The 14273-nt window shown below is 63.6% G+C and carries 15 protein-coding genes and 1 pseudogene; 2 read left to right on the top strand and 14 right to left on the bottom strand.

Going from position 1 to position 14273, the window contains the following annotated elements; genetic code table 11:
- The 14 genes and pseudogenes from KBA48_RS33045 to KBA48_RS19245 form a co-directional block, all read right to left on the bottom strand.
- Positions 1-352 (bottom strand): aminotransferase class I/II-fold pyridoxal phosphate-dependent enzyme (locus KBA48_RS33045; RefSeq protein WP_367273851.1); only part of this gene is annotated, 352 nt, incomplete at its 3' end.
- 361 nt (positions 353-713) lie between these two features.
- Positions 714-1103: pseudogene (locus KBA48_RS33040) on the bottom strand (YeeE/YedE thiosulfate transporter family protein); the annotation flags it as partial.
- A complete protein-coding gene (locus KBA48_RS19305; RefSeq protein ID WP_292909365.1) occupies positions 1028-1555 on the bottom strand; it encodes a YeeE/YedE thiosulfate transporter family protein in 528 nt (175 codons plus the stop codon). The pseudogene KBA48_RS33040 and the gene KBA48_RS19305, both read right to left, overlap by 76 nt.
- Entirely contained in the window at positions 1509-2321 is an 813-nt protein-coding gene (locus tag KBA48_RS19300; RefSeq protein WP_292909363.1) for a sulfurtransferase, read from the bottom strand. Before KBA48_RS19300 ends, KBA48_RS19305 begins: the two co-directional genes overlap by 47 nt.
- A 222-nt stretch (positions 2322-2543) precedes the next feature.
- Positions 2544-3326, bottom strand: a complete 783-nt coding sequence (locus KBA48_RS19295) for an HAD-IIB family hydrolase (protein WP_292909361.1) — start codon at positions 3324-3326, stop codon at positions 2544-2546.
- Between the two features lie 2 nt (positions 3327-3328).
- On the bottom strand, positions 3329-3997 hold the full coding sequence (locus tag KBA48_RS19290; protein ID WP_292909359.1) for a methionine ABC transporter permease: 669 nt from the start codon (positions 3995-3997) through the stop codon (positions 3329-3331).
- Positions 3994-4980 (bottom strand): methionine ABC transporter ATP-binding protein, encoded by a 987-nt coding sequence (locus tag KBA48_RS19280; RefSeq protein ID WP_367273850.1) that lies wholly within the window; start codon positions 4978-4980, stop codon positions 3994-3996. The genes KBA48_RS19290 and KBA48_RS19280 overlap by 4 nt, the downstream gene beginning before the upstream one ends.
- The gene (locus KBA48_RS19275) at positions 4977-5786 is read right to left on the bottom strand and encodes a MetQ/NlpA family ABC transporter substrate-binding protein (protein WP_292909357.1); all 810 of its coding nucleotides are present in this window, start codon (positions 5784-5786) and stop codon (positions 4977-4979) included. The genes KBA48_RS19280 and KBA48_RS19275 overlap by 4 nt, the downstream gene beginning before the upstream one ends.
- Before the next feature lie 52 nt (positions 5787-5838).
- Positions 5839-6846 (bottom strand): 2-oxoglutarate and iron-dependent oxygenase domain-containing protein, encoded by a 1008-nt coding sequence (locus KBA48_RS19270; protein ID WP_292909355.1) that lies wholly within the window; start codon positions 6844-6846, stop codon positions 5839-5841.
- Between the two features lie 16 nt (positions 6847-6862).
- Positions 6863-7315, bottom strand: a complete 453-nt coding sequence (locus KBA48_RS19265; RefSeq protein ID WP_292909353.1) for an NUDIX domain-containing protein — start codon at positions 7313-7315, stop codon at positions 6863-6865.
- A 113-nt stretch (positions 7316-7428) separates the two neighbouring features.
- Entirely contained in the window at positions 7429-9057 is a 1629-nt protein-coding gene (gene groL / locus KBA48_RS19260; protein ID WP_292909351.1) for a chaperonin GroEL, read from the bottom strand.
- A gap of 40 nt (positions 9058-9097) precedes the next feature.
- Entirely contained in the window at positions 9098-9388 is a 291-nt protein-coding gene (gene groES / locus KBA48_RS19255; RefSeq protein ID WP_292909349.1) for a co-chaperone GroES, read from the bottom strand.
- Between the two features lie 261 nt (positions 9389-9649).
- Complete coding sequence (locus KBA48_RS19250; RefSeq protein WP_292909347.1) at positions 9650-9817, bottom strand: cupin domain-containing protein; 168 nt, start codon at positions 9815-9817, stop codon at positions 9650-9652.
- Positions 9807-10190, bottom strand: a complete 384-nt coding sequence (locus tag KBA48_RS19245; protein WP_292909345.1) for a helix-turn-helix transcriptional regulator — start codon at positions 10188-10190, stop codon at positions 9807-9809. Before KBA48_RS19245 ends, KBA48_RS19250 begins: the two co-directional genes overlap by 11 nt.
- 331 nt (positions 10191-10521) lie before the next feature.
- On the opposite strand from KBA48_RS19245, the gene KBA48_RS19240 reads away from it, so the two are divergent.
- The gene (locus KBA48_RS19240) at positions 10522-11856 is read left to right on the top strand and encodes an aspartate aminotransferase family protein (RefSeq protein ID WP_292909343.1); all 1335 of its coding nucleotides are present in this window, start codon (positions 10522-10524) and stop codon (positions 11854-11856) included.
- Between the two features lie 27 nt (positions 11857-11883).
- The gene (locus tag KBA48_RS19235; protein ID WP_292909341.1) at positions 11884-14121 is read left to right on the top strand and encodes a TonB-dependent receptor; all 2238 of its coding nucleotides are present in this window, start codon (positions 11884-11886) and stop codon (positions 14119-14121) included.
- Positions 14122-14273 lie beyond the last annotated feature (152 nt).

The raw sequence follows: 14273 nt of genomic DNA, 5'->3' as shown, positions 1-14273 counted from the left end.
TAATTCCTATTATTTTATTCAATATTTGTTTCCGCTTCTTTCTGATGATGTCTCCATATGGATACAGCGTGGCGTACATGGAACTCCAGTAACTCCACGGCCTCCTTCGTCTTTCGTGTGATACGAAGCTATCGCCCAGCGTCAATGCGGCCTGCTGGGCGCCCACCGACCGCTGCCGATCATAAATCTCCGAATAGCATTCATCCATGACCAGCACGAAGCCATGGGGCCGGGCCAGCAGGATGTAGGATTGCAGCCGCTCCAGCGTCGCCACCGCGCCCTGTGGATTGGACGGGGAGCAGATATAGGCCAGTGCCGTTCGGGCCAGCACCTCCTCGGGCAGGGATTCCAGATCCGGGAGATGGCCGTTCTCCCAGGGGGCGGGAATGTAATATGGCTCCGCCCCCCGCGATCAGCGCCGCACCCTCATAGATCTGGTAGAAGGGGTTGGGCATCAGGACCCGGGGCTTGGGGCCCTGTCTTTCACGGTCGATCACCGTGTGGGCGATCTGGTGCAGCGCTTCGCGTGTGCCAGCCACGGGTACAATATGCCGGTCGGCAGCCAGCGCCGTTTCCGGGAGGTAGAAGCGACGGCACAACCATTCTTTCACGGCGGAGCGGAAGTCCGCCGTACCGCCCATGCGCGGGTAGCGGCCCCACCCCATCAGCACCCCGCCCGCCCAGGCCGTCAGCGACGGGCGCAGCCGGGGACGTGTGGGCCGCCATTGTCCGGCGGCCAGGGCGGCCGACAGGCTGCCAGCAATCAGGGACAGTACGAACCAGCCATTCAGGGTCAGCAGCCCTTCTTCCGGTTTCGTAGCGCAGCCGGCGAAGCCGTCCAGGCCCGGCAGGCGGCCCGCATCCAGAAAACCCAGATACTCACCCAGCAATCGCGCCAGCCAGCCGATCTGGGCCGTCACCCCCAGTGGATCGGTGCGCAGATAGGTTGCCGTGCCCAGCAGACTGACGCTCACGCCGCCGACCCAGGCGGGCCAGCGGTGGCGAAGCACGGCGTCGGCGACACGGGTCAGGGTCCAGGGGGATGGTTCGGCCTTGGCGGTCGGAATGAACCGTACCAGTGCCAGGAACAGGGCCGCCAGCACAGCCAGTTGCAGGGCAAGTGCCCCGCCATAGCCCCCAGATAGTTGGGCAGCCAGATGACCGGCGCCTCTGAAATGGCCCGCAGATACAGCCATTCCCAGGACAGATAGCCCAGGATGAAGCCGCCGAGCGTGCCGGCCAGCGCAAAAGGGGCACGAACCGGCCCTTCACCCAGCCGATAGAGATGAGCGCTGATGCAGGAACCCGATAGCGCCATGCCGACGCCGAAGGCCAGTCCGGCCAGGGCCAGCGGCCAGGAGACGGGGCCGATATGCGCCTCCGCCGGCAGATGGCCGGTTGACGGATCGGGCAGCCAGGCGCCGAAGACGATGACATAGCCGACAGTGCCCACGGCCAGGGCTGCCAGGATGCCGGTCAGCCCGTCGGCATCACGCCGGTCATGGAAATCACGCAGGATGCACAGGAAACAGAAGCGGGATCGTTGCAGCAGCATGCCGAAGGCGAGACCGGCCGGCGGCGGCGTAGATCTTGCGTAATTCTTCCTTCGATTTGAAGGTGCCATCCTCCGGATTGACGGCGGTGGCCCAGGGCACGTTCACGGCACCCGGCACATGGCCGGCGCGGATGGCCAGTTCCTGAGAGTCCTTGGGCGCGAAGATATTGCCCGCATATTCATCGGGCGACCGGATGTCCAGCAATGCAGTGCCGTTGTCGCCCTCCGCCACCTTCAGCACGTCCGTCAGGCGGGCGCGCAGGTGCAGGTTGGTCTGGGCTACCTTATAGGCGGTCGGCTTCACGTCGGTCACGCTGTTGGACAGTTCCCGCTTTTCCAGTTCCCACTTCTTGCGGCCACCGTCCAGCAGGCGCACATCCTTCACGCCATAGACGTCGAATATCCAGGCGCCCCAGGCGGCGAACCAGTTATTATTGTCGCCATACAGCACCACGGTCGTGTCCGGCCCGATGCCGGCGTGCGACGCCAGTTTTTCAAACGCCTCCTTCGAGACGATATCGCGGCGCACCGTGTCCACCAGATCGGTGTGCCCGACAAAGTTCACGGCACCGGGGATGTGCCCGCGTTCGAACTGTCCCGGTTCCACACTGACCTCGATCACCCGGACTTTGGGATTATCCAGGTTCTTGGCCAACCATTCGGTATTGACCACAGGATCGGCGGCAAAGGCGGCGGGGCCGAAGACCAGGGCCCCAAGGGTCGCAGCGGTATAGATCAGCCGCGACCAGATGGATTTTCCAAGCATTTTCAACGCTCCAGCTTATGAGAGGGATGCGAAGGCCTGGCAAGACTCACTGCCAATGAGAAAAATAACGCCATTACACATTTTAATAGTCAAATTTAAAATATTTACATTTTTATAATGTTTAAATCCTGCTGGAGGGCCGGAACCGGGCCCTGCTTGTGCGCTTTCCTATCCAGAGGGATGGACCCCCATTCTCCTTCTGTGCCAATCCTGGTGACGCGTTCAGGCATTTCCAGCCCGGTGCGCCAGGACGGCATCGGCCAGTTCCACAAAACCAAGGCCGCCGGGGCTGGGCGTGATCCAGCGTGGTGGGGTGGGGATATCGGCCAGATGGTCGCGCACCGTGCTGACGCCCACCGTATGGCGGAAGAAGCCGAACATGGGCGCGTCATTGGCGCTATCGCCGCTGTAAAGCACGCTGTCGCCGTCCCGGTCGATATCCAGGCCCAGATGCCGGGCCAGGAAATGGCGGGCCGCCACCAGCTTGTCATAGGCACCGATCCAGCCCAGGACCCAGAGATTGTTCACTGTGCCCTGGCCGCCCGCCGCACGGATGGCCGACAGGATGGCATTGTCTGTCAGCCGGTCACCCGTGCGGGCAAAGGCGATGGAGGTCAGGCGAAAAGGCTGGTCATCGGCCAACCGTGCCCCCGGTACCGTGCCGCGCACATAGGTGGCGATGGCTTCCAGGGCGTCCGCCGGGTCGGCGGACCCGTGCCAGTTATGTCGGCGCGCGCCATGGCCGGATGGGTCACGCTGGATGAACAGGCCGCCATTCTCCGCGACCACCGCGTCCACTGGCCACATCCGGGCCATCTGGTCACACCAGCCGGCGGGCGCGGCGGTGACGGGCACCACCCGGATGCCCGCCGCCTGTAACCGTTCCAGCGCCAGATATGTCGCGGCCGGCAGGCGGCCCTTGAGCGTCAGCGTCTCATCCATGTCGGTCAGGATGGTGCGGATGCCGGCGAAGTGACCGGGCGGAGCCTGTTCCAGCGCCTGCATGGTCACCGCCGATGCGCCAGACGGCGCACGGCCCAGTCGCCCGCCACCTGGATGATCTGGACCAGCAGGATCAGCACCACCACCGTTGCCACCATGACCTCTGTGTTGAAGCGCAGATAACCGTAACGGATGGCCAGATCACCCAGGCCGCCACCGCCCACCACCCCCGCCATGGCGGAATAGCCGATCAGCATGACCAGGGTCAGGGTGACGCCTGACAGCAGGGCTGGCAGCGCCTCCGGCAGCAGCACCATGAACACCAGATGGCGTAGCGTGCCGCCCATGGCCTGCACCGCCTCGATCCGGCCCTTGTCCACCTCCCGCAATGCGGCCTCTACCACCCGCGCGAAGAACGGGATGGAGCCCAGCGACAAGGGCACGATGGCGGCCGTGCTGCCCAGCGAGGTGCCGGCGATCAGCCGCGTCAGGGGAATGACGGCGATCAGCAGCACGACAAAGGGCAGAGAGCGGCCGATATTGACGATGGTGGACAGCACCCTGTGCAGGCGGGGGCAGGGCAACGGTCCGTTCCCATCGATCAGGTACAGAGCCACGCCCGCGGGCAGACCGGCAACCAGGGTTACCAGCCCGGCCAGCGCCACCATATACAGCGTCTCCAGGCTGGCACCCCATAACAGGTCCAGCAGTTCACTGAAAGTCTCGGGGTTCATCGCACCACCGCCCGCACGCCGCGCGTGGCCAGGAAGGAAAGGATCAGGTCCAGATCGGCCCCATCGGGCAGGCGGATCAGCAGCCGGGCCACAGGAGTGCCCGCCACCTGTTCCACCCCGCCACCCAGAAGAGCCGGTGACAGGCCGAGATGCAGAGTGAGGTCGGACAGGATCGTATCGGCCCCGCTGCCGCTGTAACGCAGTTCCAAGTGCCGCCCGTCGGAGGGGGCGTCCGGCAGCGCCGGTAGCAGCCATTGGCCCAGTCGGGAGGTGGGATCGCTCACCAGATCCCGGAGCGTGCCGGTTTCCACCAGCCGCCCACCCTCCAGCAGGGCCGCACCGTCGCAGATGGATTTCACCACCGACAATTCATGGGTGATCAGCACGATGGTCACGCCCAGCCGACGGTTCACATCGCGCAGCAGGTCCAGGATCTGGGCCGTGGTTTCGCTGTCCAGTGCGCTGGTCGCCTCGTCCGACAGCAACACGTCCGGATCGGCCGCCAGGGCGCGGGCGATGCCCACACGCTGCTTCTGCCCGCCGGAAAGCTGCGACGGATAGGCAGTGCCGCGACCCGACAGGCCGACCAGATCCAGCAGTTCCGCCACGCGCTTCTGTCGTTCCGGCTTCGAAATGCCGGCGATTTCCAGGGGGGCGGCGATATTGTCGGCGGCGGTACGGGAATGCAGCAGGTGGAAATGCTGGAACACCATGCCGATGCGCCGTCGCTGCCGCCGCAACTCATCCGGCGGCAGCGACGCCAAATCGACATCGCCGACCAGAATACGCCCGGCGCTGGGTGTTTCCAACCGGTTCAAACAGCGGATCAGCGTGCTTTTTCCGGCACCGGAACGCCCCAGGATGCCGAAGATGGACCCGCCTTGAATATCCAGGTCAATGCCATCCAGGGCGGTCACGCTTTGACCGCCCTGGATATAGTCTTTGCGCAGGCCCTGGATACGGATCGGTTGCCGCGCCGTCATGAATGGACCGGGATTACGGAGCCCTTGTAGCGTTCACGGATGAACGCCGCGACTTCCGGTCCTTCCAGCAAGGCCGACAGGCGCTTGATGCGCGGATCATTCGCCTTGGCGGGCACCGTGACCAGCAGATTGGCGTAGGGGTTGCCCTCCGCCTTCTCCAGCGCCAACGCGTCCTTGGCGGGGATCAACCCGGCCTGCAGCGCGTAATTGCCGTTGACGACGGCCAGATCGACATCGTCCAGCGTGCGCGGCAACTGGGCGGGGTCTACCTCGATCAGCTTGATACTGCGCGGGTTCTCCGCCACATCGCGCAAGGTGGCCAGACGCGTCAAACCGGGTGTCAGCTTGATCAGGCCTGCCTGCTGCAACAGGTGCAGGCCCCGGCTGGTATTGGTGACGCTGTTGGACAGGGTTACCTTGGCGCCGTTGGGCACGGCATCCAGGCTTTTGATCTTGCGGGAATAGACGCCCAAGGGCTCGATATGCACGGTCGCCGTGATGGCGAACTTGGTCTTCAGCGTCGCTTCGTCCGTTTCCAGGTACGGCTTGTGCTGGAAGTAGTTGGCATCCACGTCGCCGGCCAGGGTCAGGTCGTTGACGCGCAACTCCCCCGTGATCTCTACGATCTTCAGCTTCAGGTCGGGCGCCAGTTTGCGCTGGATGAAATACAGGATCTCCGCATGCGGCACGGCCGATGCCAGCACGCGCAGTGGCGCATCATCGGCGGCCATGGCCGGCATCACGCCCAGCGCCAGGGCGGCAAGGGGCAGGGGGAACAGGGCACGGCGGCCGATCTTGGCGGTCATATGTCCTCTGGATTGCTGTCTTGGTGGTTGGTTTTGGTTCTGGTTTGTATGGTCAGGACGTCGTGGCCAGCAGGTCGGCATAGTGGCGCTGGGCCACGTCGGGATGGGACCGCAGCCGGCCTTTCAGGTAATTGGCGCCGATATCGCGGAATAACGGGTTCAAGGGATCGGCCGACAGTCCCCGTGCCTCCGCCTTCAGTTCGGGCGCCAGCGGCAGCAACGGCACCCGCGCATCCAACCGCGCGCCCAGGAAAAAGGCGATGGACAGGCGATCATGATCCCCGACGGGAGATACGACACGGTGCGTCGTGGCGCGGATATAGCCGTCAGTGGCCAGTTCCAGCAATTCGCCGCTATTGACCACAAACGCACCGGGCAGGGGTGGGGCGGCGATCCAGCCCGCGTCGGTTTCAACCTCCAACCCGCCCAGGTCGGGCTGATGCAGCAGGGTCAGCAGGCCGCCATCCTTGTGCGGTCCCACACCCTGGCGATCCTCCCCCCGACCACGTGCCGGATAGCGGATGATCTTCACGTGCTGGCCTGGTCGTTCGGCGAAGATCGGGTCCAGCGCATCGGCTGGTTGACCTAGTGCCAGGGCGAAGGCGCGTAACAAACGTACCGCCACGCCGGTCGCCGCCTCCTGCCAGGCCAGCAGGGCGGGGCGCAGGCTGGGCAGTGAAGCCGGCCATTGATTGGGGCCGGGCAACCGCGCCCAGGCGGGGCTGTCCGCCGTCAGCGGCAGGGCATCGCGTTCCGTACCGATATCCAGTTGCTCCCGCCAATCCTGCCGCCCGCGCGTCAATTCCCCGCCCGTGCGCGTATAGCCCCGGAAATGCGGCGAATTGGCCATGGCGATGGCATCCTTGTCCGCCTGCTTCAGCCAGAAGAAGGCATTGGCCTGTTGATAGGCGTTGGTCAGGATGTCATCCGGCACGCCATGGCCCGTGACGTAATAAAAGCCGACATCGCGCACGGCGCGGCGCAGATCGGCCAGGAAGGCGGTCCGTTCACCGGGGCCCGCATCCAGGCGTCGCAGATCGAGGATGGGAAGATTGGGCATCGGCCGGACTCCTTACTCAAGACGCCAACTGGCGCAGTTGCGACAGGAACAGGCCGTGGCCAGCGATCAGTTCCGGCGGTATGGCGTCCAGGTCGTGCCAGAAGAATTCGAAATCAATCGGGGCACCGCCGCCCTCACTATCTTCCTCTGCATGGCGCCAGCGCGGGGGCGTGTCGCCGTCATAGGTGAGGTGGACCAGGGTGCGGTCCTGCAGCTCCGCCCGGCCATAGGTGGCCATGGAATAGAGATAGCGGGTCATCACCCGGCCGAAACGGGCTCCGGTCAAACCCGCTTCCTCCGCCAGTTCGCGGTGGGCAGCGGCAACGGGGCCCTCGCCGGGCTTGATCGTGCCGCCGGGGACCTGCACCCCAGCCTCGGGATGATGGACATGCCGGAACAGCAGCAGCGACCGGCCACGGGTGAGATAGACCAGGACCTTTTCAGTGCGTCGGCTTTCCTGTGGTTCCATGGCGTCACCTGGAGAATAAGGAAATCCGCCGCTTGCGATTGGGGACGCAAGCGGCGGCTCCAGCGGTTCCGGGCGCCGGACCGGAAGCCTTCCGGCACCGGGAACCGTTTTGGTCAGAAGTCGAGATCACCGCCAGGGGCGGCGGGGCCGGCAGCCTTCTTCTCCGGCTTGTCGGTGATCAGGGCTTCGGTGGTGATCAACAGGCCGGCGACGGATGCAGCATCCTGCAACGCCACGCGGACGACCTTGGTCGGATCGATGATGCCGGCCTTCAACAAGTCGGTGAATTCGCCCTTCTGCGCGTCATAGCCGACATTGGTGTCGGTGCTCTCCAGCAGCTTGCCGGCGACCACGGAGCCATCGGTGCCCGAATTCTCGGCGATCTGGCGCACGGGGGCCTGCAGGGCCTTGCGGATGATGTCGATGCCGGCCTTCTCGTCGGCGTTCACCGGCACCAATGCCGACAGGGCGCGGATACCATAGAGTAGGGCGACGCCGCCACCGGCGACGATGCCTTCCTCGATGGCGGCGCGGGTGGCATGGACGGCGTCATCGACCCGGTCCTTGCGCTCCTTCACCTCCACCTCGGTCGCGCCACCGACGCGGATGACGGCGATGCCGCCCGACAGCTTGGCCAGACGTTCCTGCAGCTTCTCGCGGTCGTAATCGCTGGTGGTTTCGGCCACCTGCGCCTTGATCTGCGCGATGCGGCCCTGGATATCATCCTTGGAACCGGCGCCATCAATGATGGTGGTATCATCCTTGGTGATGCGCACGCGCCGGGCGGTGCCCAGTTGCGCCAAGGTGACATTCTCCAGCTTGATGCCCAGATCCTCCGACACGACTTCGCCGGCCGTGACGATGGCGATATCCTCCAGGATGGCCTTGCGACGGTCGCCGAAGCCCGGCGCCTTGACGGCGGCGATCTTCAAGCCGCCGCGCAGCTTGTTCACCACCAGGGTGGCCAGCGCCTCACCCTCCACATCCTCCGCGATGATCAGCAGGGGGCGTGCGGACTGCACCACGGATTCCAGCAGCGGCAGGATGGGCTGCAGACCCGACAGCTTCTTGTCGAAGATCAGGATGTAGGGATTGTCCAGTTCCGCCACCAGTTTCTCGGCATTGGTGACGAAATAGGGCGACAGGTACCCGCGATCGAATTGCAGGCCCTCGACCACGTCCAACTCGGTGTCCAGGCTCTTGGCCTCTTCCACCGTGATCACGCCCTCGTCGCCGACCTTGGCGACGGCGCGGGCGATGATCTCGCCGATGGCGCTCTCACCATTGGCGGAAATGGTGGCGACCTGGGCCACTTCCTCGTTGGTGGAGACCTTCTTGGACCGGGCGCGCACATCCTCCACCACGGCGGCGACGGCGCGGTCAATGCCGCGGCGCAGGTCGGCCGGGTTCAGGCCGGCGGCCACAGCCTTGGCCCCTTCACGCGCAATGGCCTGGGCCAGGACGGTGGCGGTGGTGGTGCCGTCGCCGGCCAGATCGGCCGTCTTGGTCGCCACTTCTTTGACCAGCTGCGCCCCCAGATTCTCGAACTTGTCGGAAAGCTCGATCTCCTTGGCGACGGACACACCGTCCTTGGTGATGCGCGGCGCGCCGAAGCTCTTCTCGATGACGACATTGCGGCCCTTGGGCCCCAGCGTCACCTTCACGGCATTGGCGAGGATATCGACACCGCGCAGCAGGCGCTCACGGGCATCGGTGGAGAATTTCACATCCTTGGCGGCCATTATGCAGGCTCCTTAAAACAATAAAGGGATTGGTTTCAAATCAGGCGGTATAGACGCCGATCAGGTCGCTTTCCTTCAGGACCAGCAGCTCCTCGCCATTGATCTTGATCTCGGTGCCCGACCATTTGCCGAACAGCACGCGGTCGCCGACCTTCACATCCAGCGCCACCAGGCGGCCCTGGTCGTCGCGCGCACCCGGACCTACGGCCACCACTTCGCCCTCCTGGGGCTTTTCCTTGGCGGTATCGGGAATGATGATGCCGCCCTTGGTCTTTTCTTCCTGGGCCAGACGGCGCAGGACGACACGGTCATGCAGGGGACGGAAGGACATATCTTTATGCTCCACAATTCCTTGAAACCCATCGGCGCCCGGCATGCGGCACGCCGTTGATGGGGTACAGCATAAAACCATATTTCCTATTGATGCAATGGGGATTTAAATACATAATTATACTGTTAAAATTTGTTATTCGATGTCATCACGGTGTGTCGCTGCCGCGCAGCATGCCGGTTCCTGCACGCGAAGCCGGTCTATGCAGGCATGTTTTCACCGGTGGGAAGAACAGTCTGATCTGGTATCCGGCCCGCCATTTCAATGCGGCCACACGTCGGCGTCGAAGACGATGGCGTCGCCCGGCCGCAACTGGCTGGTGGCGCCGTTGATGCCGATTTCCACACGGCCGCTGACGACAGCCAGATTCTCCCGTGTGCCGGGCAGATGCGGGTCGGCATCCTCATGCCCCGTCGGCTTAAGCCGCAACTCGTAAAACTCCACGCGCCGTCCAGGTTCGAACGGAAACAGCGTACGTGAGGAGAACTTGCCATCGGCAGACGTCAGTACCTTTGACCGGTCCGCGCGAAGGATCTGTGTTCCGGCCCCATCTGAAGACCGTCAGGGCGGAGAAGGTAACGCCGAGCGCCTGCGTGATCTTCCAAAGCACGGAAATGGTGGGCACCGAATGCCCGTTTTCAATCTGGCCCAGCATGGCCCGGCTGACACCGCTGGCCTTCGCCAACCGCTCCAATGACGGGCCACGCCGCGTGCGAACGCGGTGCAGATTGGCACCGACCACCAGCGGCAAGTCGTCCACCGCGCCATGTTCCTGTTGGATTGTATCCTGGATGAAGGCCATGGTCCTGTTTCACCACCGATGGGTGGCCCACGCTGACTCTGACCAATGGTACAATGCATGGCTGCACATTCACATCATACAGCAAAAATATTATGTGAAATATGCCATTCCATGAATATGCATCCAATATTTTAATATTATCAATTATTTATCGAGTAATTGCGAGACAAGGTGCGAGGGTGGCGGGTTGGTCAATGAACCGTTCGCATGGTATTGCCACCTTCAATCCGCACGGGTGTGCGAAAATCGCCTTGTAAATTCCTATCAAAACAGTGGATAAAAAAATCCGGAAAAACGGCCTCACCTAGAGGCTGATATCGCGGTCCCCTGGATGAGCCCGAAGACGATGAGCGGCCTGCCCAACGCGTTAGACGCCTTCTTCATGCCCTTCACGCCGAACCGGCGGTTCAAGGCGAAACCTCGGCTGCTGTCGCGGGCCGAAGGCATGTATTATTTCACCCCGGCTGGAGAGCCGGTGCTGGATGGCACATCGGGCATGTGGTGTTCCAATGCCGGCCATGCGCGGGCGCCGATTGTCCAGGCCATCGCCCGTGCGGCTGCCAACCTGGATTTCGCGCCTTCCTTCAATCTGGCCCACCCGGCGGCATTCGAGTTGGCTGCCCGTCTGGCCGGCATCCTGCCGGAAGGGCTGGAGCATGTTTTCTACTGCAATTCGGGCTCGGAAGCGGTCGATACCGCGCTGAAGGCAGCGCTGGCTTTCCATCGGGCGCGCGGGCAACCGGGGCGCACCCGTCTGGTCGGCCGGGAACGTGCCTATCATGGTGTCGGGTTTGGCGGCATTTCGGTGGGTGGCATCGCGGGGAACCGCAAGCCCTTCGCCAACAGCCTGCTGGGCGGGGTCGATCATCTGCCCCACACCCACGATCTGTCCCGTAACGCCTTTTCCAAGGGCCAGCCCCGTCATGGTGCCGAACTGGCCGATGCGCTTGACCGGCTGGTGGCGCTGCATGATCCATCCACCATCGCGGCCGTGATCGTGGAGCCGGTGGCCGGGTCCACCGGCGTGCTGGTGCCACCCATCGGGTATCTGGAGCGGCTGCGCACCCTTTGTGATGCCCACGGCATTCTGTTGATCTTTGATGAGGTGATCACGGGCTTCGGGCGCACGGGCGCCGCCTTTGCCAGCCAGCGTGTCGGGGTGCGGCCGGATATCGTCACCTTGGCCAAGGGGCTGACTAACGCGGCGGTACCCATGGGGGCCGTTGTCGTGTCGCCCACGATCTATGACGGTATTCTGGCGGGCGCCGACGGGCTGATCGAGTTCCCGCATGGCTATACTTATTCCGCCCATCCGCTGGCCGTGGCGGCCGCCCTGGCGACCTTGGACCTTTATCGTGATGAAGGTTTGTTCGACCGGGCCGCATCGCTGGCGCCGCTTTGGGAGCAGGCCGTACATTCGCTGCGGGGCGAGCCCTATGTCATCGACATCCGCAATATCGGCCTGATGGCCGCCATCGAACTGGCGCCCCGGCCCGGCCAGGCTGGGGAGCGCGGCCAGGATATTTTCCACGCCGCCTTCGACAGCGGCCTTTTGATCCGGGTGACGGGCGACACCATCGCGCTGTCCCCCCCGCTCATCATCACCGAAAGCCAGATCGGCGAAATCGTCGAAGGGCTTCGGGCGAACCTGCGCAAGCTCGGCTGACTGCCGTTGCCTCTGGGAGAACCAACCATGAAATTCCGACTGTCCCTTACCACCGCGCTCACCTTTGGCACTTTGGCCCTGCCGCTCTCGGCCCTGGCCCAGGTCTCCGCCCCTGCTGCAACGGATGCGGGCCTGATTGAGGACATTATCGTCACGGCCCAGCGCCGCAGCGAGTCCGCGCAGGATGTGGGTGTCGCGCTGTCGGTGCTGGGCGGGGATGAGTTGGCGCGGCGTGGCCTGTCCAATGTGAACCAGCTACAGAACCAGACGCCCAGCCTGGAAGTGGTGCCCGCCTTTGGTGGCGGTCAGCCGCAGTTCCGGCTGCGTGGTGTCGGGTTTGAGGATTACGCCACCAACAACACGCCGACTGTCGGCGTCTATGTCGATGAGGTGGCCTATCCCGTGCCGGTGGCGACGCAGGGTGTGTTGTTCGATATCGACCGGGTGGAGGTTCTGCGCGGGCCGCAGGGCACGCTTTATGGTCGCAACACCACAGGCGGCGCCATCAACTTCATCACCCGCCGCCCCACCGCGGATTTTTCAGCCGGCATCGACGCGCAATATGGCCGGTTTGACGAGTTCAAGGCCGAGGGCTTCGTCTCCGGTCCGGTCAATGACAAGCTGCGCTTCCGCGTGTCAGGTGTCACCGAACGGGGCGGCGGGTTCCAGAAGAACCGCGCCACGGGCCAGCATCTGGGCGACGCAGACCGGCTGTTTGGTCGCGCGCTGCTGGAATTTACCCCGTCGGATAGCACGACGGTGACCGTCAATCTGCATGGGGGCCGGGATCAGTCCGAACAGACCGGCCTTTACCTGTTCCGGCCTTTCCCGACGCGCGGCTATGGCGGGCCGGCGGGGCCGGTCATCCCGGCTGATACCAGCCGCCGTGCAACCGGCTGGGGCCTGTCCTCCACCTTCGCCACGCTGGCCGGATTTGACGTGGATGACAAGCCGCAGAAAGACAATGAAAGCTATGGCGCCAGCCTGACCGTGGCGTCGGAACTGACGGATGCCATCAGCCTGACCAGCATTACCGCCTATGACCATCTGGACCGCCGTGAACTGGCCGACTGGGATGCCTCGGCCAGCCATGAGTCCGATACGTTCTGGGGCAGCGATGTCGATGTCTTTTCCCAGGAACTGCGCCTGGCCTCCACCGGTACCGGCCCCCTATCCTGGGTGACGGGGGCCTATTATTCATCCCAGAAGCTGGACGAGGTCTTCCTGACCGATTTCAGCCAGAGCCTGGGCTTCATCACCGACACCTCCTATCGCCAGAAGGCAGAATCCATCAGTGGCTTCGGTCAGGTGGGATATGAGGTGACGGAGCAGGTGAAGCTGGTGGGGGGCCTGCGCTATGAAAATGAAAAGCGCAAGCTGCGTGATTTCCGCACCGCCATCGGTGGCTCGCCGACCTTTACCAATGGCAACCGCAACCAGGAACTGGATGAGGTGACGGGCAAGATCGGGGTGGAATTCCGGCCCCAGGATGATCTGCTGCTCTATGCCAATGCCAGCCGGGGCGTGAAGTCGGGCGGCTTCTCCGTCTACAATTCCCCGAACACAGAACAGATCGACCCGTTCAAGCCGGAAACGCTCTATGCCTATGAGGCGGGGTTCAAGTCGGACCTGCGCAAATCGGTCCGTCTGAACGGCTCCGTCTATTATTATGACTACCGGAACCAGCAGGTTCTGGGCACCGTCGTCAATCCACAGCGCGGACTGATCGGGCGTATCGTCAATGCGCCGAAGTCGGAGATTTATGGTGGGGAGCTGGAACTGACCGTGACGCCGACCACCCATCTGCGGCTGACCCAGTCCATCGGCTATAAGAAGGGTGAATACAAGGATTTCGCCAATATCGACACGACATCGCTGACCCGCGACCCCGTGACCGGGATCTATACGGCCCGCACCATCGACCTGTCCGGTACGGCCATTCCGCTTGCCAACTGGTCCTACCAGGGATCGGTCGCCTATACGGTGCCGGTCGGCGGGTTCGCGGTGGAGGTGCAGGCCGATTATGCCTATCGCGACAAGCTGCCGTCGTTCCTGGGCGCGACCTACGACCTGAAGTCACGCTGGATCACCAACGCCACCCTGACCCTGCGGCCGGAAGAAGGCGGCTGGTCCGCCGGGCTTTACGGTCGCAACATCTTCAACAATGATTATGACAATACCCGCAACTTCTTCCTGCCCAATGCCAACATCGCCTCTCCGGGGCGGCCGGCGACCTATGGCGTGCGTTTGACTTACGAACTGTAAGGGCAAGTACCCATTCCCGTTGAGCTAGACTCAACGGGAATGGGTTCGGCGGCGACTGCCGCCGCGCGCCACGTGGCGCGTAGCCGAGCCGCCGGATGGCGGCGCTGGCGACTGAAGCCCTGTGATCGGTGACGATCACAGGGGCGCGGCTT

The organism is Niveispirillum sp. (genome assembly GCF_017996735.1).
Classification (GTDB): Bacteria; Pseudomonadota; Alphaproteobacteria; order Azospirillales; family Azospirillaceae; genus Niveispirillum.
Note: the sequence above shows the minus strand (reverse complement) of the source record. Positions and strands in the feature narration are given on the sequence as shown.